Origin of the sequence: Aureimonas phyllosphaerae (assembly GCF_900113065.1) — a bacterium.
Taxonomy (GTDB): Bacteria; Pseudomonadota; Alphaproteobacteria; order Rhizobiales; family Rhizobiaceae; genus Aureimonas; species Aureimonas phyllosphaerae.
Genome location: NZ_FOOA01000008.1, coordinates 23135 through 43481, shown reverse-complemented (window position 1 = coordinate 43481; position 20347 = coordinate 23135). Strand labels below are relative to the sequence as shown.

The 20347-nt window shown below is 74.7% G+C and carries 13 protein-coding genes; 5 read left to right on the top strand and 8 right to left on the bottom strand.

All coding sequences use genetic code 11. The features are described from left to right. Window positions 1-45 precede the first annotated feature (45 nt). The 7 genes from BM175_RS11455 to BM175_RS11425 are packed head-to-tail and all read right to left on the bottom strand — an operon-like array spanning window position 46 to window position 8036. Complete coding sequence (locus BM175_RS11455) at window positions 46-1314, bottom strand: glycosyltransferase (RefSeq protein WP_090963143.1); 1269 nt, start codon at window positions 1312-1314, stop codon at window positions 46-48. After that, window positions 1311-2228, bottom strand: a complete 918-nt coding sequence (locus tag BM175_RS11450) for a SapC family protein (protein WP_090963142.1) — start codon at window positions 2226-2228, stop codon at window positions 1311-1313. Before BM175_RS11450 ends, BM175_RS11455 begins: the two co-directional genes overlap by 4 nt. Continuing rightward, on the bottom strand, window positions 2225-2947 hold the full coding sequence (locus BM175_RS11445; RefSeq protein WP_090963140.1) for a SapC family protein: 723 nt from the start codon (window positions 2945-2947) through the stop codon (window positions 2225-2227). The genes BM175_RS11450 and BM175_RS11445 overlap by 4 nt, the downstream gene beginning before the upstream one ends. Further along, on the bottom strand, window positions 2944-3783 hold the full coding sequence (locus tag BM175_RS11440; protein ID WP_090963138.1) for a hypothetical protein: 840 nt from the start codon (window positions 3781-3783) through the stop codon (window positions 2944-2946). Before BM175_RS11440 ends, BM175_RS11445 begins: the two co-directional genes overlap by 4 nt. Beyond that, complete coding sequence (locus BM175_RS11435; RefSeq protein WP_090963136.1) at window positions 3780-5075, bottom strand: glycosyltransferase family 4 protein; 1296 nt, start codon at window positions 5073-5075, stop codon at window positions 3780-3782. Before BM175_RS11435 ends, BM175_RS11440 begins: the two co-directional genes overlap by 4 nt. After that, window positions 5072-7159 carry a hypothetical protein gene (locus tag BM175_RS11430; RefSeq protein ID WP_090963135.1) on the bottom strand — a complete coding sequence of 696 codons (2088 nt, stop codon included), beginning with the start codon at window positions 7157-7159 and terminating at the stop codon, window positions 5072-5074. The genes BM175_RS11435 and BM175_RS11430 overlap by 4 nt, the downstream gene beginning before the upstream one ends. A 49-nt stretch (window positions 7160-7208) precedes the next feature. Next, a complete protein-coding gene (locus BM175_RS11425; protein WP_090963133.1) occupies window positions 7209-8036 on the bottom strand; it encodes a hypothetical protein in 828 nt (275 codons plus the stop codon). Between the two features lie 324 nt (window positions 8037-8360). Between BM175_RS11425 and BM175_RS11420 the strand changes: the two genes are divergently transcribed. From BM175_RS11420 to BM175_RS11410, 3 genes are all read left to right on the top strand, one after another. Continuing rightward, window positions 8361-9185 (top strand): hypothetical protein, encoded by an 825-nt coding sequence (locus BM175_RS11420; RefSeq protein WP_175526838.1) that lies wholly within the window; start codon window positions 8361-8363, stop codon window positions 9183-9185. Window positions 9186-9237: 52 nt separating this feature from the next. Then, window positions 9238-10365 carry a hypothetical protein gene (locus tag BM175_RS11415; protein ID WP_090963129.1) on the top strand — a complete coding sequence of 376 codons (1128 nt, stop codon included), beginning with the start codon at window positions 9238-9240 and terminating at the stop codon, window positions 10363-10365. Window positions 10366-10475: 110 nt separating this feature from the next. Beyond that, window positions 10476-13829, top strand: coding sequence for a tetratricopeptide repeat protein (locus BM175_RS11410; protein WP_090963127.1), 3354 nt, complete (start codon window positions 10476-10478; stop codon window positions 13827-13829). Window positions 13830-13850: 21 nt separating this feature from the next. Here the strand turns inward: BM175_RS11410 and BM175_RS11405 are convergent, their stop codons facing one another. After that, window positions 13851-15317, bottom strand: a complete 1467-nt coding sequence (locus BM175_RS11405; RefSeq protein WP_090963125.1) for a Hint domain-containing protein — start codon at window positions 15315-15317, stop codon at window positions 13851-13853. A gap of 185 nt (window positions 15318-15502) precedes the next feature. Here BM175_RS11405 and BM175_RS11400 point away from each other — a divergent pair, with 185 nt between their 5' ends. Then, on the top strand, window positions 15503-17980 hold the full coding sequence (locus BM175_RS11400; RefSeq protein WP_139224607.1) for a glycosyltransferase: 2478 nt from the start codon (window positions 15503-15505) through the stop codon (window positions 17978-17980). Then, a complete protein-coding gene (locus BM175_RS11395; protein WP_090963122.1) occupies window positions 17922-20336 on the top strand; it encodes a glycosyltransferase family 2 protein in 2415 nt (804 codons plus the stop codon). The genes BM175_RS11400 and BM175_RS11395 overlap by 59 nt, the downstream gene beginning before the upstream one ends. Window positions 20337-20347 lie beyond the last annotated feature (11 nt).

Here is a 20347-nt window from a genome sequence, read left to right as displayed (position 1 = left end):
TCGGCGGACAGCATCGTCCCAAAATCTTAAAACTCGATGGGTCGCTCACGCCGCACCGAAAAGGCCCGGCTCGAAGGCGGGCGCGGCGCGGCGGGGAACGACGGTCGGCGCGTGGATGAGGCGCATGGCCTGCGGGACGCAGACGCCGGCCATGTCGTAGCGCTCCACCACGGTGCGGCGGGCGGCCGCCCGCATCGCCCCGTAACGTTCGGGCTCGGCCAGCACCGTCGTCACGGCCCCCGCCAGCGCCTTCGGATCGTGGAAGGGCACGAGCAGGCCGTTCTGCCCGTCGATCACCTCGCGCACCGGCGGCGTGTCCGAGGCGATCATCGCGCAGCCCGTCGCCATCGCTTCCAGGCACGACCAAGACAGGACGAAGGGATAGGTGAGATAGACGTGGGCGCGCGAGACCTTGAGGACGTCGAGATAGCGCGCGAAGGGCAGATGCCCGAGGAAGTGGACGCGATTGAGGTCGATCTCGCCGGCCACCTCGTTGAGGAAGATGCGGTGCCAGCTGTCGCCGGACGGCGGGCGCTGCCCGTAGCTGACGTCGAAGCCGCCGACGACGAGCACGCGCGCCTCCGGCCGGCGCTTCAGGATCTCCGGCAGCGCGCGGCAGAAGACGTGGTAGCCGCGCAAGGGTTCGAGGTTGCGCGCGACGAAGGTCACGGTCTCCTCGCCGGCGCGCAGGGTCGTGCCGTCGTCGAGCCGGAGCGTCGCCGCGGGGTCGGGCGCGACGAGGCGCGTGTCGACGCCTTCGTGCACGGTGCGGATCTTCGGCCGGAACTCGGCCGGGAAGGTCGAGCGCTGCCAGAGCGTCGGCGACAGGGCGATGTCGCAGTCGGCGAGCGCCAGAAGGCTCGCTGCGTTGCGCGCGTGGAGGCCGACCAGCCCGTCGAGGCCGAGTTCGGGAAACTCCGGGTCGAAGTTCACGTCGGACTCGCGCGGGCGGTAGAAGTATTCGCAATAGACTACGAGGCGCGCGTCGGGAAACACGGCGCGCAGCGGCATGGCCTCGCCCCAGCCGGAATGGGCGACGACGATATCGGGCGTGAAGCCCGAGGCGCGCAGCATGGTGGCGACGTAGAGCGCCTGCTCGGCGCGGCGCGCCTCGCCGTCGAAGCGCCGCGCGAAGGGGTGCGTCGCGGCGAGCGAGCCGGCGGGCAGCGTGTAGCGGTGCAGCGTGACGCCCGGCAGCGGGCGCGAGCCCTCGGCGCCGATCGCGCGCACCTCGTTCTTCGGGTCGGCGCCGAGATGCAGGGCGAGATGCCGGAACTGGGCCGGGAAGTTGTTGTGGACGAAGAGGTACTTCATGCCGCGGCCGCCGACGGGCGCCCGGCGGCCCGCCCCTCCCCAGCCCGCTCCGCCTCGGCCGGCACCGGCGGGGGCGCCGCGAAGTCCGACAGGTCGCCGATCGCCAGGATGTCGAAGAGATCGCTGCAGTCGAGCGCGAAATTCATCGCCTCGAGGCTGGCGAGAACGACGTCGGCGGGCTCGGCAAGGCGCGGTCCCGCCTCGGCCCTGAATGTGCCGGGTGCGGCGCGCTCGGGCGCCTGCGGCAGCCGCTCGGGCCGGAAGTGGCGGCGCGAGAAGACGAGGGCGCCCGCAAGATCGAGCGGCAGGAAGGAGCGCGTGGCGAGCGCGGCCGCCGCGCCGTCGTCGAGGGCGGCGAGCCGCGCGGCATCCACCGTCAGGTCGGCGGCCGGCTGCCCGGCGGGATCGCGCAGCGGCACGAGGACGCCCGCAATGCGCAGGAGTTCCAGCGCCGCCGACAGCTTCACCGCCCCGTTGCGCATCGCGATCAGGGCGTTGCGGATCGCCGCCATCTCGCCGGACAGGGTGCCGGCCGCCGGGTCCGAGCAGACCGGCATGCCCCAGGGGCCGACGAGCCCCGCATCGGCGACGACGTCGATCTCGTCGATCGGGCGCCCGCCGCGGCGGTTCGACAGCACGAAGGGATGAGTGCGCAGCGCCAGCGGCCGGTAGCCGGCCTGCCATTGGCCCTGCCCGTCCACCGCCGGACGACGCAGGAAGGCGGGGTGGACGAGGGCGCCGAGGCGCGGCATGCCGCCGAGCATGCGCACGGCGAGCGGCAGGTGATGGGCGGTGAGATGGAACTCGGTGTCGTTGACGGGCACCCAGGCGAGCGCCGCGGCGAAGCCGAAATGCTCCGGCGGGCGGAAGCTCGCGCCCGCCATCGCGGACAGGGGGGTGAGCGTCAGCGTCATCGCGGCGCGCTTGTGCCGGCGCTGGCGCGCGCGGCGGTGAGGAGGGCTGCGGCGCGAAACAACGACAGGCGGTGCAGCGACAGGAGCCGGGCCGCCGCCATGCCGAACCTGGCGACCACGGGCTCGAGGCGCGGCGTGTCGAAGGCGCCGGCCTGAACCACGGCGAGGCCCTCGATGTCGCAGGCGCGCCCGTGGCCGAGGTCGAAGCGCAGCGGCCAGGGCTCGAGCAGGCCCAGCTCGCCGAGCATCCGGCCGATGGCGGAGGTGCGCGGGAAATCGCGCTCGAAGAGCGACAGGGCGCGCAGGCGCAGCTCGGCGCCCTTGGTGAGCCGCCCGTCCGCCGTGGTGATGGGGGCGCCGGCATCCGTCGGCAGGTCGGCCCCGGCGACGTCGAGAAGGCGCGGGTTGTCGCTCGCGCGCGGCGGGCCGGAGGGGAACACGAACGGGTAGGCCTGGAGAAGCAGCGGCAGGAGCGGCAGCGCGTCGGCGGTGCCCGGCGCAAAGCCCGAGCCGTCCTCCTGGAGCGAGCGCAGGACCACGAGGCGCGGCCCCTCCTCGCCCCGCTGCCAGACCACCGGAAAGGCGGAGGCGAGGCGCTCGGCCTCGGCCGCCACAATCGGCACGAGGCCCGCCTGGCGCGGCAGCGGATAGGAGAAGGGCGAATAGATGCGCGCGACCATGCGCTCGCCGGTCAGCGGCTCGGCGCGCTCGGAGATCATCGGCGCTCCTCCGGCCGGCACGGCACGAAGGCGGTGAAGGGCAGGGCCGCGTCGCCGGCGCGAAAGCCGATCGTCGCGTCGAGGTCGAGAAGAAGGAGCGTGCGCCCGCCGAACGCGTATTCGAGCCCGGCGCCCGCACCCGCCGCCTCGCCGCCGAGATGGGAGCCCTCCACAAGATCGATCCGGCGATCGCCGGTCGCCCAGAGGCCGATCACCGGCGGCGCATGGGGGAAGGCCTCGCGCACCGCGCTTCGGATCGCGGGAAGCTCGTGCCCCCGCACCTCATCGCGGATCTCGCAGTCGATCGCCGTCTGGAGATAGAGTTCGAGAAGCTCGGCGGCGTGGAGAGCCACCTCGTCGCAGACGCCCCGCGCGTCGCGCCCGCGCCGCTCGACCGCGAGGGTCAGGGGATGGGCGCCGAAGCGCGCAAGGCCGCGCAGCGCGTCGTGCTGCGCCTGCGCCAGCCAGCCGCGCCCGAGCATCCAGGACAGGGCGGCGGGGTCGCGCCCCTGCCGGCGCCGGTCCTCGGTCAGCGCCTCGCGCGGGGCGAGCGCGCTGGAGCCCTGCTTCAGGAGGAGCGTGCCGCCGTCGAGGCGCACGTCGAGGACGCGCGGATCCTGGCCGGGCGCCAGCGCCACCGGAAAGCCGAAGCCGACGAAACCGTCGCCGAGTCCGGCATCGGCGAGGTCCTGGCGGAACAGATCGACCCGCCCGCCGCCGACGCACTGGTCGTCGTGGAAGGCGAGCACCGTCGCGCCCCGCAGCGCGAGCCGGTCGCAATGGATCCAGCCCTCGACGCGCGAGCGCGTGGCGAGGTCGATATGCCCGCGGATCACTCGGCCGCCTCGAGCGGCGGCAGCGCGCGCTCCTCGCGCCAGCCGAAGGCCTCGCAGTAGCGCCGCGCCATCTCGGCTGCCGAGATCACCGGCGGCAGGCCGGCGCGCAGCACCGCCGCGTTGTTCGGGTCGGCCGCGAGCCGCAGCGCGCGCAGGAGGTCGGCCGCGTCGCCGAGCCGGAAGTGGAGGCCGGCCACCCCGTCCGGCACCTTCTCGGCCATGCCGCCGATGCCAGTGCAGATCACCGGCGCGCCGGCGCCGAAGGCCTCCTGGATCACGACGGGCGAGTTCTCCCACCATTTCGACGGGATCACGACATAGTCGCACTCGCTCATCAGCCGGTGCACCGAGCGGTTGTCGTAGGCGCCGGCATAGGTGAGGAACGGATGGGCCTTGAGGCTCTTCTCGAAGCGATCGGTGAACTCGGGGCCCTGGCCGATCAGGTTGCCGTGGATGCGAAGGCGCATGGTGCCGGCCAGCGCCTTGTCGGCGGCGATGAGGTCCGCAGCGTCGAGGAGTACGTCGACGCCCTTGAACGGGTTGATCTGGCCGAAGAAGCCGAAGGTCCAGCTTTTGTCGCGCTTGGGACCGCGCATCGGCTCGGCCGGCGCCAGCAGGCCGTTCTCGATCACGCTCATGCGCGCGGCATCGAGACCCCAGTCGGTGAAGCGGTCGGCAAGGAAGCGGCTCGGCGAGACGAAGCCGTCGAAGTCGCCGAAGCTGTCGAGCATCGTGTCGCGGCGCATCGCGAACTGCGAGCGCAGGTGCTCCGGAAAGCAGGTCGCGCAGGCTTCGTTGGACGCGCTCTCGCACAGGATGCGCGCCTGGCGCGTGATCATCTGGCCGTGGTTTTGGCAGATCGCCAGGAACTCATGGATTGTCAGATAGGTGCGCATGCCCGGCATCGCCTTGACGGCGCGCAGCGCCCCGAGGCCGAGGTGGTAGAAATGGTGGAAGTTGACGAGCCCCACACCCTCGCGCGCCAGGATCTCGACGAGTTGGTCGGTCACCGAGCCGGGGGCCAGATGGTAGAAATGGTCGTAGCGCTCGGCGTCGTGGAAGACGGCGAACTCGTTCTCGTCGGCAAACGCGAGGCGGTGGCGCGTCGAGGTGGCGCAGGCGCCGATATAGATCGCATCCACTCCGATCTGCCGCAGGCCTCGGAACAGCGCATAGGCCGAGATCTCGGCCCCGCCCTTCGACAACGACGGGTGGCTGTGGGAGACGACGGCGACGCGCGGCCGCGCGGCGGCCGAGCTGGGGTGGGAGACGTTGGCGTTCGCGGGGATCATGCGGCCTCGCTTCCCCGACCGGCGAGAAGGTCGGCGTCGATCATGTCGGCAAGGCGCGAGACGGCGGCGCGCTCGATGCGCAGGGCGCAAGCCCGGTGGGCGCGGTCGCGCGCCGGCGAGACCGGCAGGCCGCTGTCGCCGTAGACGCCGCGCGTCAGCGCCGGCGCATCAGCCGCATGGGCGAGGAAGGCCGCCGTGCTCCAGCCGAAGCAGCCGGCCCCGTAGGCGCCGTCGACGCGGTCCGGGCGCCCGGCATCGTCCAGCACCTCGAACCGGTCGAGACCGTGGCCGCGACGAAGAAGGCTTGCGGCCGCGGCCCGCCAGCCGGCCGCGTTGAGGACGAGCCCGCGCCCGACATGGACAAAGCGCTCCGGCGACAGCGCCTGGAGCATGAAGGGGAGTTCCGACAGCGCGTCGTGGCCGTGCGCGACGGCGACCATCGAAAGCGGCGCGTCGGTGGCGGCTCGAAGCTCCTCGAAGCGCATCAGCGCCTCGGCCCGGCCGCGCCCCTGGTCGGCGACGATGCAGACGCCCGCGCCGGGGCCAAGTTCGGGCAGATGCCGTGCCAGCCGGTCGAAGACGAGATTGAGATTGCCCGCCTCGCCGGGGAGGCGGACGACGACGAGCCGCTCGCACGAGGCCGCGCGAAGCTTTGCCGGCTCACGAACAGTCTGGCGGAGGTTGCGGCGCTGGGCGGCCAGGAACGCGTCCCAGAAGGGTTCGAAGCGGATCGCGGGGAAGAGTGCCAGGAGCTCCTCGCCATCGGCCACGGGATCGAGGCGGCGCAGGAGCTTCGGCTCGATGCGCAGCACCGCGCCCGTGCCGTCGTCGTGGACGATGCGCAGGAGCGGCGCCCCGGCGGCGTCCTGCGGCAGCGCACCCCGCAGAACGGTCGAGAAGCCGGCGCGCGCCGTGGTGCCGCCGCCGCCGAAGACCGACGCGAGGTCGGGGCGGGGGCGAAAGCCCGTCGAGGCCTCGTCGGCGGCCAGCACGCAGTCGCCGATGCGCATCTGGAACGTCTCGATACGCTTGGCGGGGCTGACCGCCCAGCCGTCCGCAAAGCAGCCGAAGCCCGGCACCATGAGGAGCTTGTCGATCACGCCCTCCGCCGCCATGCCGGCAGCGGTGGCATTGCCCGCCATCCAGTTTCCGCCCGCATGGAGGACAGCGGCGAGCGCCTCGGCATGGCCGCCGATCGACAGCGCTTGCGCCTGCGCGAACGCGGCCGCGAAGGCGTCGGCCTTCAGGACGCGCGTGTAGGCGCCGTAGCGCAGGTGAAATTGCGCGCCCGCCCCGAGGTAGACGAAGCCGTCGCGCAGCGTCGGCGGCGGCTGCCATCCGGTGTCGAGGAGGCCGACGACGCCGACGCAGGTGGAGTTGAGGTCGGGCCGCTCGTAGCGGAACACCGCGCCGCCCGCCGGCAGCTTGTCGCGGTCGGCGACGACGGCGGGAAAGTCAATGTCGGCGCCGCGCTTCATCCAGCCGACGAACCAGACCTGACTGTCGGTACCCACATGCAGCGCGTCGATCTGGCCGACGTCGTTGTCGGAGATCGGTCGCAGCGGCCGGTCGCGCAGCGCGACGGCCTCGGCGCGCAGTCCGGCCAGCCGGCGCAGCATCCGGTCGCCGCGCGTCTCGCCGGCGGCCCCGGCAGCGAGGCCGGCCACCAGCCTGGTGCGCCAGGCGGCGACGAGTTCGCCGACCGTCGGGTCGCGCCCGCCCGGCGGCATCAGTCGCACATCGGTGCCCGCCACGCGCACGCCGACGCGAAGCGCGGCGCGGCGCGGCGACAGGCGGGCGAGCCGCGCGAAGACGTCGGGTCCGAAGCGGAAGGCAGCCTGGGTCGTGCGGCCGAGGCGAAGGTCGCTCGGCGGATGAGCAAGGCCGGTCGCACCGAGCGCGAAGGCGTCCTCGCCGACGGTCAGTTCGAGGTCGGTCGCCGCCTCCGGCGCGTCCACCGACAGCACCCAGCCCGACACGCCGTGTCCCGCCTCGAGGCGCTCGATGCGCCCGCACCAGCGCCCGGCCTCGTGATCCACGAGATCGCTCGCCGCATAGGCGGACAGGGGAAGGACGTGCAGCATGGGCAGGGGACGCTGGTTCGCGGGCGTCTAATTCCGGTCGGCCGCCGCGTCAGGCGACGGGTTCGGCGCGGACGATCTCGACCGAGGCTCCCTCGCCGATCTGGATTTCCGAGCGCGCCCGCGCGTCAAGGATCAGGAGCTGCTCGCCGGTCAGCGCATAGTCGGTGAAGGGCACCGCCTGCGCGCCTTCGGTGTCGGAGACGTGGGTGCCTTCGGCGACGCGCACGCTGGCGCGGCCGGTGGCATGGAGGGCAACGACCGGCGGCGCGGCCGGGGCGGCGAGCGTGCGGGCGAGCGCGGCCGCGAACTCGGCCGGGGTGCGGACCGTTTCCGCGCTCGTGCGCACGTCGGTGCCGGCGTAGGATTCCAGTAGCGCCGCGGCGACCGTGGCCGGCTTCTCCGCCACCACCGCCTCGTCACCCGCCGAGCGGCGCAGGAGGCCGCGCTCGTAGACGCCGAAGGACCAGAGGATGCGCAGGAAGTCGAAGTCGGCCTGCGAGATGCGCCCGTGCTTCAGCGCCCATTTCAGGGCGGCGAGGCGCTCGCGCACCTCGTCGCGCTGGAGGCCCGCGCGCGCCTTCGAACCGCCCGCGACATGCGCGCCGTTCTGCAGGATCACCGCGTCGCCGCCCTCGAGGCGCAGCACCACGGAACCCACGCGATCGGGCGCGACCGAGATCGGAAAGCTGAAGCCGAGATGGCCGTCGCCGAGGCCTGCGTCCGCAAGGTCACCGCGGAAGGTGTTGACCTTGCCGGCGCCTACGCACTGGTCGCCATGGAAGGCCAGCAGCGTGTAGTCGCGCACCCGGCCGTCGGACGTATGGATCCAGCCCTGAATCTGGTCGGCGCTGGCGAACTCGATGCTTCCCCGGATCATCTGCGGACGGCTCCCACTCGGACAATTCGTTGAGACTATGAATGATATTCCTTACGCATCTGTAACGTGCGGTTGCGCCGTGAGGCGGCGGTATCCGCCCCGCCCGTCCGGCCAAGATGGTGACCACTGCGGAAACCTTCGGTAATTTTGCGTTGATCTTTAAGCAAAGCATTCAACGACGCCATTCCGGTTCATCTGTTGTTTTCCTCACCATCAGGAACAGTATTCATTAACTTGAATATCGCCCGACCTCGTCGTCTTCTGCATGGGACGAAATGGATGGAGCGGGCTGTGCACGGATCCGAGCGACGCGCGACATTGCGGGTGGAACGAGGACTCTCGGCGTTCTCGTACCGGGCGGACGCCTTGCTGACCGGCGAGGCGCCCGAGGTCGAGATCGTCGCCGTGTCGCCCGGCATCTCGCTCCTGACCGCGCCCGGCGAGCGGCCGGGCTTCCTGTCGCGGCCGGGCCAGGTGCTTGTGGTGACCGCCGAGGCGGCCGGCGCGATCGACGTCGTGATGCGCGCGAAGGGACCCGGCAACGTCCTGCCGGCGGGCCTCGAGCTGAAGCGCATGGGCGCGGAGGCCGAAGCGGCGCCGGAGCCGGCGCTGCGTCTGCGGCCCGACCTCCCCGATGGCGGCGTCGAGTTCCTCCTGCGCGCCCACGTGTCGCTGCGCGGCGACATCGCCGCCCCGCGCGGCCACTGGATCTGCGGTCCGGAAACGCCGGGCCGGATCGAGGGGCTGGAGATGCGCGGCGTCGCCGCCGAGCTGCCGGTCGAATATCAGGTGGCGTCGGGCGGGCGCGGCGCGGGCTGGTCGCCCTGGACGCCCGCCGGCGCCTATGCCGGCACGCGCGGCCGGGCGCTGCCGCTGATCGGCCTGCGCGTGCGGCTGCTGCCGGACACCGCGCCCGGCCTCGCGCTCAAGGCCGACGGCGTCTTCCTCGGCTCGTCGGTCTCGACCCGCCAGGGCCGCGAGATCGAGCTCGTCGGCCCGACGCCGCTCGACCCGCTCGTCGGCGTGCGCCTCGACTTCGTGGCGGCCGCAAAGGTCTCCGCGCACCTGTCCCCGCCCACCCCCGTCCGCCAGCCGAGCCGCCTGCGGGTCTTCCGCCGAGCGGCCGGACCGGTGGACGCGGCCGCCTGACCCATCCGCCCCGGCACCGCGTCTCGGCGGCGCCGGATCCTGAAGGCCCTGAATGGCTGAGATCTACACCTATTCGGCGAACGCGAACCAGGGACACATGTCCCCGGACACGTCGAACCATATCAACAGCGTGTTGTCCGACCTCGGGTTGGGCGGCACGTCTGCGGATTCGGCCGACGTCTCGCGCACGAGCGCCGAACCGGTGACGAGCGAGGCCTCGGCCCCCTCGCCGACCGCGTCCCATGCCGAGGCCGCGACGCCCCCCGGCCAAGTCGACGGCGCGGGGATCGAGCCCGACCACACCGCCTCGATCCTCGCCGGCGGTTCCGACACCGCGGTCCCGCAGGACCCTGCGGCCCCCGCGAGGGGCCCCGTTGCCGACGGCGCCCCGGCCTTCCATGCGCCGCCCGTCGAGACCCAAGTCGCGACGGCCTACGCGCCGCCGCCCGGCGCCGACAGCGTGCCCGGCGGCCATGCCGGCACCGGTGCAGAGACGTTCGGGGGCTTGGGTACCGACACGCTCTGGGGCAGCGACGGGGGCACGCACGGGCTCTCCACCCTGCCGCCCGCGCCCGCGGGCAGCGACACGATTCGCTCCTCGGGCGGCATGGAGACGATCTACGGCGGCAACGCCACGATCTACGCGTCCGGCCATTCCGCGACGCTTCACACCGACACCGTCCATGCCGGCAGCGAGGGGGCGACGATGGACGGGTCGGCCTCCGCGCAGGCCGTCCACACCGACGGCTCGTCCGCCTTCGCCGACCTGCCGGGCGGCTCGGGCAGCGACACGATCGTCCTGCACGACGGCGCCGGCACGATGCCGCCCGCGGGTGGCGACGATGCCCACACGGCCGGCGCCTACGGCACCCACGACCCCTATTCGTCCCACGATCCCTACGCGGCGCACGACGCCGGCGTCTACGCCTACGGATCGCCCGACAGCGTGGTCGGCGGCGACGGGTCCGACCCGTTCGCGCTTCTCGGCTATTCCGGCGGGTCCGACGGCTACGACAGCGGGCATACCGACACGGGCACGGCGCATCACGATCCCTACCTCGCCGACGGGCACGTGACCCATTCCGACACCGGCACCACCGTCTCCTACCACGACGGCTACGACCCCGGTTATTCCGGCGCCGACCAGTTGGAGTTCAAGGACACCGTGATGGCGGGCTGACCGCCTTGAGGCCGCGCGACGCGGAGGCGTTTCCGGCGTAAGGGCCCGTTCAGGGTTCGCGGTGCAAGGTCGGCGCCTCCGTGCCCTTCCGCCCGACGAGCCGCCCGCCGATGTCCGCCCTCCCGACCCCCAGCTTGCGTGACCTCGCGCTCGCCGCCCGCGCGGCCGGCGAGCGGACGCGCGCGCTGGCGCTGTTCCGCGAGGCGAGCGACCCGTGGAGCCGCAACGACGCAGCGCTCGAACTTCTCGCGCTCGGTGAGGTCGAGGACGCCCGACGGACGGCAGAGGCTCTCGCCGGGGAGCGTCCGGATTTCGCGCCCGCCCGCCGGACACTCGGGCTCGTCGCGCGCGCCGCGGGCGATCTCGATGCCGCGCTTCTCCATTTCCGCGCCGCCGCCGCGCGCGACCGCGCCGACCTCTGGAGCGCCTACGACGCCGCCGAAACCCTGCGCGCACTTGGCCGCGACCGGGAAGCCGAGGCGGCGCTGCGCGCGCTTGCCGGCGGAACGCCCCTGCCCCACGCCCTGCGCGCGCTCGGCGCGGCCGCGCGCGCGCGCGGCAACGCGGAGGAGGCGCTGGCCGCCCTTCGCGTCGCGGCCGATCTCCTGCCCGCCGACCCCTGGTTCCTGCTCGACCATGCCGAAGCGCTCGCGGCGCTCGAGCGTCTGGACGAGGCGGACGTCGCGCTGCGCGCGCTCGTGCAGCGCCACCCCCGCTTTGCCGGCGCGCGCCGCGCCCTGATGCGGCTCGCCGCCCGTCGCGGCGATGCGGCGATGCGGCTCGATGAGGCCCGCGCGCTCGCCGCCCTCGACCCGGATGCCGGCGCGCTGGATCTTGCCGACGTGCTCCTCGAACGCGGCGAGCGCGCGGAGGCCGAGACGGTCTGCGTCCGCCATCTCGTGCGGCGCGGTGCGACCCCCCGACCGCTGCGGCAGCTCGCGCGGGGCGCCCGCCAGGCCGGCGACGCGGAGCGGGCGCTCGCCCATCTTCGCGCCGCCGCTCGCCTCCTTCCCGCAGATGCCGCCCTGCGCGCGGAATGTGCTGGCGAGGCCCTCGCGCTCGGCCGCATCGCGCAGGCGGGGGCCGACGCCGAGGCCGCGCTCGCGATCGACCCCGCCGCCCCGCGCGCCCACCGCATCCTCGCCCTCGTCGCGCGCGCCGAGGGACGCGGGGCGGACGCGCTCAATCGGATGCGCGCGCTCTGGGCGGACGGTGCGGGACCGTCGCAGGCCGGCTTCGATCTTGGCGCCGACCTTCGCGCGGGCGGCTCCTTCACGGACGCCGCAACCGTCTACGAGCGCCTCGCCGAACGTCCGGACGCCGCGCCGGAGGCTCTCGTCGAGCTTGCCCTCCTCGCCCGCCGTCTCGACGGCATCGCCGGCGCACGCGCGCGGCTGGGCGAGGCGCTGCGCCTTTCGCCCGGGCATCCGCGCGCGCTCCTCTGCCTCGGCGACATCGAGCGCGAGCTCGGAAGCTTCACGGCGGCGGCGGCCGCCTACCACGCCGCCCTCCGGAGCCGGCCCGGCCTCGGCTGGGCCCATGTCGGCCTCGCCCTTCTCGCCGAGGCACGGGGCGAGCCGGACGAGGCGGTCTCGGCGCTCCGTGCCGCGATCGCGGCCGACCCCGGCGAAAGCCATCCGCGCATCCTCCTCGCGCTGCGGCTCGCCGAGCGCGGCGACGGCGACGACGCCCGCGCGCTCCTTGCCGGCCTCCCGCCCGGCGATCCCCGCGCTGCGGAAGCCGCGCTCGCGCTGGCCCGCATCCGGCGCCTGGACGGCGACGGCGCAGGCGCGCTGGCGGTGCTCGAAGACGCCGCGCGGCGCTGGCCGGACCGGCCGGACCTTGCGGTCGAGACCGCCGAAGAAGCGCTGCGGCAGGGGTGGCCCGAGGCGGCGCTGGCCTGGCTGTCGTTCGGCGAGGCGCGTCACCCCGGCCATCCCGGCCTTCTCGAGGCGCGGGCCCGGCTCGCCCTGTCGCGCGACGATCTCGAGGCCGCCACCGCCCTCTTCGACGAGGCTGCGACCGCCGATCCCGGCCGGCTCGGCCCTCCCCTGATGCTGGCGCGCCTTGCCGCGATGCGCGGCGATCCGGCGTCGGCGCTCGAACGCTTCGAGGCGGCCGCGCGGCGCTTCGGCGAGCGGCCCGAGCTGACCCTCGCGCGCGCCGAGACGCTGCGCCAGCTCGGCCGGATCGCAGAGGCCGAGCGCTGCTTCGACGAGAGCCTCGCGCGGGCGCGGGTTCCCGCCGTTGCGATCGCTGCCGCCCTTGCCGCGATCGAGGGCGCACGGCTGCCGCGCGCCGAGGCACTTCTGTCGGGATTGGCCACCGCGACGCGGGCCGACGCGGCGCGGCTGCATTTCGCCCGCGCCCAACTCGCCGCCGCCGGCTGGGACTTCGACCGTGCCATTGCGGAAGGCGAGGCGGCCGTGCGCCTGCAGCCGGCGGACGGCTGGTATCGCAACCGCCTCGCCCATGCCGCGCTCCTTGCGCTCGACCTGCCGCGCGCCGCCCGCGCGCTCCAGGAGGGTGCGGCGCTGGAGGCCGGCGCCAACGCGCTGCGCGGCAAGTCCGCCAATCCCTCGCAGAGCCATTACGGCCAGCTTCTCGACGAATTCCGCCTCGACGCCGAGACGCTGGCGGCGCTGCAGGCGGCGCTGGCTGAGCCGCCGGCCGCGCGCCTTGCCGCGATCGCGGCGTGTCTGCGCGCCTCTCCCGACCACACGGCCTCGGCGGTCCTCTATCTGATCGAGGCGCGTCGGCAGGGCGCGCTCACGACCCGCGTCGGTGACGGCGACGGCGGCGTGCCGCAAGCGATCCACCAGTTCTGGACCGATGACGCGGTGCCCCCCGACGTCGCCGCCTACATGGCGACCTGGCGCGACCTCAACCCCGGTTTCACGCACCGCGTCTGGAGCGAGCGCGAGGCGGCAGGCTGGCTAGCGGCGTACGGGCCGCCGGCCACCGCCGCGGCCTTCGCGCGGGCCCGCGAGCCGGCGATGAAGGCGGACCTCTTTCGCCTCGCGCTCCTCGCCCGCGAGGGCGGCGTCTGGGTCGATGCCGACGACCGATGCCTCCGATCGATCGCTCCGCTCATCGCCCGCGGCGCCGGTCTCCTCGCCTATCAGGAGGACCTCGGCTCGGTCGGCAACAACGTGCTCGCCGCACGCCCCGGCCATCCCTTCGTCCTCAGGGCGCTTGCCCAGGCGAGCGAGGCGGTCAATCGCGGCGACGGCGACATCCTGTGGCTGGCGACGGGTCCCGGCCTGCTGACGCGGGTCTGGGCCGGCGCCCTCGCGCGGCCGTCATCGGGCGAGGCGGACGACGCCCTCCTCCTCGACCGGGCGGAGTGCCTCGCCCATGTCGCCATCCATTGCCTCGCCGCCTACAAGGCGAGCGAGCGGCACTGGAGCCGCACCGCCTTCGGGCGGGGGCGGCGGGCCGGTCGCGGCACGTCCCGGAGCTGAAACGGGGCCGAGCCCCGACCCTCAGGCGGCGAGCGGATTTGGATCCGAAAGCAGCGCGGACGCTCGCGCCTCCAGCGCCCGGCGGAGGGCTGCGGGCACCTGCCGGCGCGATTTGGCCCGCGGCAGGTCCATCTCGGCCACCGGCGCGGCGTCCGGCACCAGCGCCTCGCGCTCGTCCCAGTTGTCGAAACCGAGTTGCTCGAGATTGTCGACGAAGCTCTCGGCCGCCAGCCCCTCGGCGAGGATCAGCGCGTGGCGCGCGAGCTCGACATGGAGATAGAGGATCGTCTCCTCGACCGGCGTTTCACGTGTGACAGCGACCCCGTCGACCAGCGCCGAGGCATGGACGAGGATGCCGCCAATTCCGACCGCGTGGTCGGGCGACAGGAACAGGTCGCGGCTCGGCACGGCCTCCGAGATCGCACCGGCCCGGATACGGATCGGCAGGACGCGCAGCGGGTCGCTTCCGCGAACCGCCACCGTCTGGCGTCCGATCCAGCGCACCGGTTCCGCCGCACCGTCCACGGTCAGGACAAGATCGCCGGGCCTGAGGTCCTCGATCGCCGACGCGCCGGCCGGCGTCTCGATGCGCGTACCGGGCCGGAAGCAGACGGGCGCGATGTCGATCGAAACGGTGGGCGTGAGCGCGGCGGTGGTTCCACCGAGCGTGGTGCCTGCTGCCGTGTCCGAACCGGAAGAGGTCCCGGATGCGCCCGCGGTGCCGGACACGCCGGAGCCGAACGACCCGCCGTTGCCCGCCACCCCCGAACCACCGCCGCTCGAACCCGACGAGCCGCCGGCGGCAGCGGCCGCCGCCTCGCTCGCCGCCGTTCCGCCGCCGCCGCCCGCGCTGCTCCCGCCACCGGACTCGCCGCCCTCGCCGCCCGATGCACCTCCCTCGCCCCCACTCTCGGCGGAACTGGCTGCACCGCCGCCATCGCCCGATCCACCGCTCTCCGCGCCCCCGCCGCCGCTGGCTGCATCGCCGCGCTCGGGTCCCGCATCGCGCACGGCCGCCGCCGAGCCGCCGCCGGCCGCCGCGCCGCCACCGCCATTGCTGGCTGATCCTGCGGCCGCGCCGCCCGTCGATCCACCAAGGCTCGCCCCGCCGATGCCGGCGGATACGCCGCCCGGCCCGGCATGCGGGCCCGCCTGCCGCGCGCCGCCCAGTCCTCCGGTCATGCCGCCGCCCGCCTGCGGACCGGCGCCGGCCGACCCGTCGGTCGCGCCCGCCGCACCGCCGGTCTCCGCCGCCGCCGCGCCGCTGCCACCGGCGCCGGCGATCGCCGCGCCCTCGTCGCCGCCGCGTGCCCCGCCCGAGCCGGCGGACGGACCGGCAGCGGCGGACGTCGTCGTGGCGGCGGTCGCGATGCTGCCGGACATGGCGACCGTCGCCGCTGCCGAGGCGTTCGAGCCGGACGAGGAGGACGAGCCGCCCGAGCGGTCGCGCGCGTCGCCCGTGTCCTTCGTGTCGTCGGTCTGGCTCATGGCTCGGGGTCCCGGCTGGCGCACTGCGTCAGCCTGCAGCTTGCCACGACCGGCCGACGCCGCAAGCGGGACCTGCGGACAGGGCAAGCAAAGGGTGAAGACGACGGCCGGCCGCGCCGCCGGTCAGGCCGCCGCCAGCCAGTTCTGCCAAGGAAGGGCGATCGATCACGGTGCTCGAAGGCGCGATGGACTGGACCGACCTCCTTGCATGCGACGCGGCGCTGGCGCTGCCGGAGCGTCACGCCGAGGCGCTGACGCGTCTGGCGGCCCGGCGCTTTCGCGACGGCGCCCCGCAGGAGGCGGTGGCGCTCCTGCGCCGGCGCGTGCGGCTGGACGAGCCCGCGACCGCGGCCGAGCGCGCGCTTCTGGCGCTCGCCCTCTCGGCGGCGGGCGAGCGCGAGGCGGCCGACGCCGAGCTCGCGCACGCCCTCCTCGCCGACCCGCTCGACCCCGCCGCCGCGCTGATCGCGCTGCGTCTTGCCGCCGACCGCGACAGCGTGCGCCTCGCCTCCCGGCGCATTCTGTCGAACCCCGTGGCCGCCGACGACGCGCTGGCTCAGGCGCTCGCCGCGCTCTTTCGCGCGGGCGAGGACGCGGCGCTTATCGCCGATCTCGCGGACGGCCGGCTGACGGGCTGGGCGATCTGGCGCGGCGATCCCGCACCCAGCCTCGTGCTGCCCGGTTCGGGAGGCGAGCAGCGCTTCGCCCTCCGGCCCCTGCCCCATCTCGGCTTCCTGCCGCCGGGCGCTTCGGGCGCGCGGCTCGACGGCTCGGTGGCCGGGGCGGTCGAGGGCTGGCGGCTGGAGCGCGACGGTCGCATCGTCGCGCAAGGCCCGCTGCATGCCCGCTCGCGCCATCGCGGGCCCCGTGCCGCCCGACCGGCGGCGCCGCCTACGGCTAGTCCGCCGCGCCGTCCGGTGCGGGTGGTGATGCCCGTCTTCGGCGATCCCGACGCGACGCGCAGCGCGCTGCGCGCCGCCGTCCTCGAGGTCGCCCGCCACCCCGGCGCCCGCCTCGTCGCGGTCGACGACTGCTCGCCCTTTCCCGCCATCACGGCGCTTCTCGAGACCTTTGCCGCACGCGGCCTCCTCGAGCTTCGCCGCACGGCGGTGAACCGCGGCTTTCCCGGCGCGGTGGCGCTCGGCCTCGAGGGCGGCGAAGGCTCGGACGCGCTGGTGCTGAACGCCGACGCGATCCTGCCGGCCGGCGCGCTCCAGCGCCTCGCGGACGCGGCCTATGCCGCGCCCGACATCGGCACCGCGACGCCCCTGTCCAACAACGGCGAGTGGACGAGCTGGCCGCGCCTCGGACAGGCGGCGCCGCTGCCGCTTGAGACCGAAGCCGCCCGGATCGATGCCGCCGCGCGCCGCCTCGACACCGCGCCCGTCGCGCTGCCGAACGGCATCGGCTTCGCGCTGTACCTGCGACACGACTGCCTCGCCGCCGTGGGTCCGCCGTCGGAAATCTACGAGCGCGGCTATTTCGAGGACCTCGAATGGACGCTCGCGGCGCGGCAGGCGGGGTTCCGCAACGTCTCGGCCCCCGGCCTCTTCGTGCCCCATCACGGCTCGCGCTCGTTCGGGCCGGACAAGGCGATGCTCGTGGCGCGCAACCTGCGGCGTCTCCGTCGCCGCTGTCCCGGCATCCGCGCGGAAAGCGCCGCCTTTCGCCGCGCCGATCCGCTGCGGGCGGCACGGGCGCGGCTGGAGGAGGCCTGCCCGCCGACCGGCCGCCCACGCCTCCTCCTGGCACCAGCGGGCAGCGCGGTGCTTGTGGAACATCTCCATCGCCTCGGCGAGGCGGCTGCCGGCGCGGTGGTGCTGACCTGGCGCCGGTCGGGCGCCGGGCTCCGGGCGGACCTCGCAAGCGTCGGCGGCGGCGCGCCGCAGTCGCTCGGGTACGACTTGGCCGCGGACGGCGGCGCGCTGGCGGCCTGGCTCGCCGCGCTGGCGCCGGGCGAGATCGATCTCGTCGGCGCGCCCCCGCCGCCGGGCCTGCTCGACGCGATCCGGCCGCTCGGCGGCGCTGTGACGATCCTCGCCGGCACGCCGCAGCCGGGCGGAGCCCATCCGCTGGCGGCCGACGCGCTCGCCTGGCGCGCGGAACTCGGCGACCGCGCGGTCTCGATCCTCGCCCTCGACCGTGCCACGGAGGCGGCACTGCGCCGCGCGCTGCATGGGGATCCGGCGGCGGCATGGCTCCGGGGACCGCCGGAAACGGCATCGCGCCTCCCGCCCGCCGAGGCGGACAATAAGCTTGCCGTGGTCATGGGGGTCCCCGCCCCGGCCTCGCTCGCCTTCGCGCAGCGCCTCGGCGCCGCGCTCCGCGCCCGCTTGCCCGGCGCGCGGCTCGCGGTCGTCGGCGCGAGTGCCGACGACCTCGCCCTGATCGGGCGCGGCATCGCGGCCACGGGACGGCTCCGCCCCGACGAGTTCGCCGCCGCCGCATCCGGCGTCGCGGCGCTGGTGCTGCCGCCCGCCGATCCGTCGCTCGCCCTCTTCGAGCGGATCATCGCCGAGACCGGCCGCCCCGGCGCGCAGGTCGACTGGAGCGACGGCGCGCTCGATCCGATGCCCCCGTCCCTTCTTCTCGATCGGAGCCACGATGAGCGAGACACCGTCCAGGCCATCGTCGATTGGTTCGCTGGTCGCCTCGCGGCGTAGGCGCCTGTCCGCCGGATCGACCGACGCACCGGCCCGCGTCGCCGACGACGGCGCGCTGCGCCTTTTCGCCCGACGCACGGGCGAGACCCTGATCGAGGGCTGGGCCGCCGATCCCGCCGATCCCGAGCAACGCTTCGTCGTGGAGCTCCTTCTCGACGGCGTGCCGGTTGCGCTGGCGCGTGCCGACCTGCGGCTCGGGGCGGCAATCGAGGGCGGTGCGGCGGTGGGCGACGGGTGCCACGGCTTCGCGTTCGCGCTCGACCCCGCGGTGCTGCCCCATGCGGCAACGGCCGCGGTGCGCCTCGCCAACGGCGGCGAGCCCGTGGGGGCACCGATCCCCTTGCACGAGGGCGAACCCTTCGCGGCGTCCCCCGGCCCGACCGGCGCGGTGCGCTGGCCGGGAGGCCTCGATCTCGAGGGCTGGGTGCATCGCCCGTCTGCGGACGGCCCGCCGCCGCGCATCGAGGCGCGCATCGACGACGCCATCGTCGCGCTCGCCTCCGCCGACCGCTGGCGCGAGGTGCGGCGCGGCGGGCACCTGCGCGCCGAGCCCGCCTTTCGCCTGCGGCTGCCGGACGAGTTCGCCGACGGTCGGCTGCACGAGGTCGAGGTCCATGCCGACGGCCAGCCGCTGCCGGGCGGCCCCGTCGCGGTCCTCGCCTTTGCCGATACGCTCGGTGCCCATCTCGATGAACGGGCCGAGACCGAAGGTGAGCGCTTGCGTGGCGAGCGCTTCGACCGCTGGTTTCCGCAAGGGGTGCCGTTCGCCGATTTCGCGCGGTGGGAGGCGCGGTTTCCGCTTCCCTCCCTGCCGCGTCTCGGCACCCCGCCCGTCGCGGTCGCCTTGATCGGCGAGGACGGCGCGGAGGCGAGCCTTGCCGCGCCCGCGCTCGATGCGCTCGGCGAATGGATCGGCGTCGTCCTGCCGGAGCGCGACGGCGGCTTCGAGCCCGCCGACCTCCGGGGGTTCCTCGAGGGCGAGGCGGCCGACTGCGAGGCGGTGCTGGTGATGCCGGCCGGAACGCTCGCCCGCCCCGGCGGGCCGGAGCGTCTGGTGGAGGCGCTGCTCTCGGAGCCCGGCGCTGCGATCGCCTTCGGCGACCGCCTTCTGATGCTGGATGGGGGTGAATCCGCGCCGCTCGCCGCCACCGCCTTCGACCACGAGCGCGCGCTGGAGCAGGGCTGCGCGGGCGCGCCCTTCGCGATCCGTCGCCAAGCGGCGCTCGCCGCCCTCGAGGCCGGCGCCGGCGACGCCGATCGCCTGTTCCTGCATCCGCTCGACCGGGCCCTGTCGGGCACCGCGCGCCATCTTCACGTGCCGGGTTTCGGCTTCACCGTCCCGCCCACTGTTCCCGGCGCGACGGATCGCCTGGCCGCGGCGGTGCGCGCGCATCTGGCGCGGCGCGGGCTCGCCGCAACGATCGAGCCGCGCCCGCCAGCGAGCCTTCCGGCCGTGCGGGTCCGGCGCGAGCCGCTGCCCGGTGCCTGCTCGATCCTTCTCGACGCCGGCTGGCACGACGAGGCGGCGATCGCCGCCGCTGTGGAGGCGCTGGAGCCGACACGCCGACGCCGCGCGGCGACCGTCCTCGTGTCCTCGCCGCGCCTCGACAGTGCGGCGCTCGCGCGCCTTCGCCTCGGCGGGGTCGAGGCGGAGGGCGCCGCGCCCGGCCGCTCGCCGGCTCGCCGCTTAAGCGATGCCGCGGCGCGTTTGGCCGGCGAGGCGCTCTGCCTCCTGCCGGTCGGCGTCACGCCAATCGACGACCGCTGGCTGGACGAGCTTCTCGGCCGCCTCGCCGATCCCGCGACCGGTCTCGCGGCGCCGCTTCTCGTCGGCCGCGCGGGTGATATCGTCGATGCGGGCCTCGCGCTCGCCCTCGGCGCCGCGCCGCGCCCGCGCTATCGCGGCCGAGGCGCTGAGGATCCCGGTCACGGCGACGGCCTTCTCGTCGCCCATCAGGTGTCGGCCGTCAGCGGCCGCGTGTTCGCGACGCGGCGGGCGGACTTCCTGGCGCTCGGCGGATTCGATTCCGTTCTCTTCCCGCGCCATCTCTTTTCGGCCGACTACGCGCTGAAGCTTCAGGCGCTCGGGCGCCGCGTCGTGGTCGCGCCGGATGCGCGTCTCGTCTGCGACACCCCGGCGGACGAGGCCGCCGGCGGGCTGGCCGCGCCCGCACTGCAGCGCGAGATCGACACGCTCTCGGTGCGCTGGGCCGATGTCGCGGCCGCCGATCCGTTCATGAGCCCGCTCCTGAGGCGCGGCGGCGACGGGTTCGACGGCCTCGCCTGGCCGCCGGGCGACCTCGCGCCGCGCTCGGGGCTCGTTCCCCCGCCGCGCGCGGTGGCGCCCGGCTGGTAACGGCGCGGCCC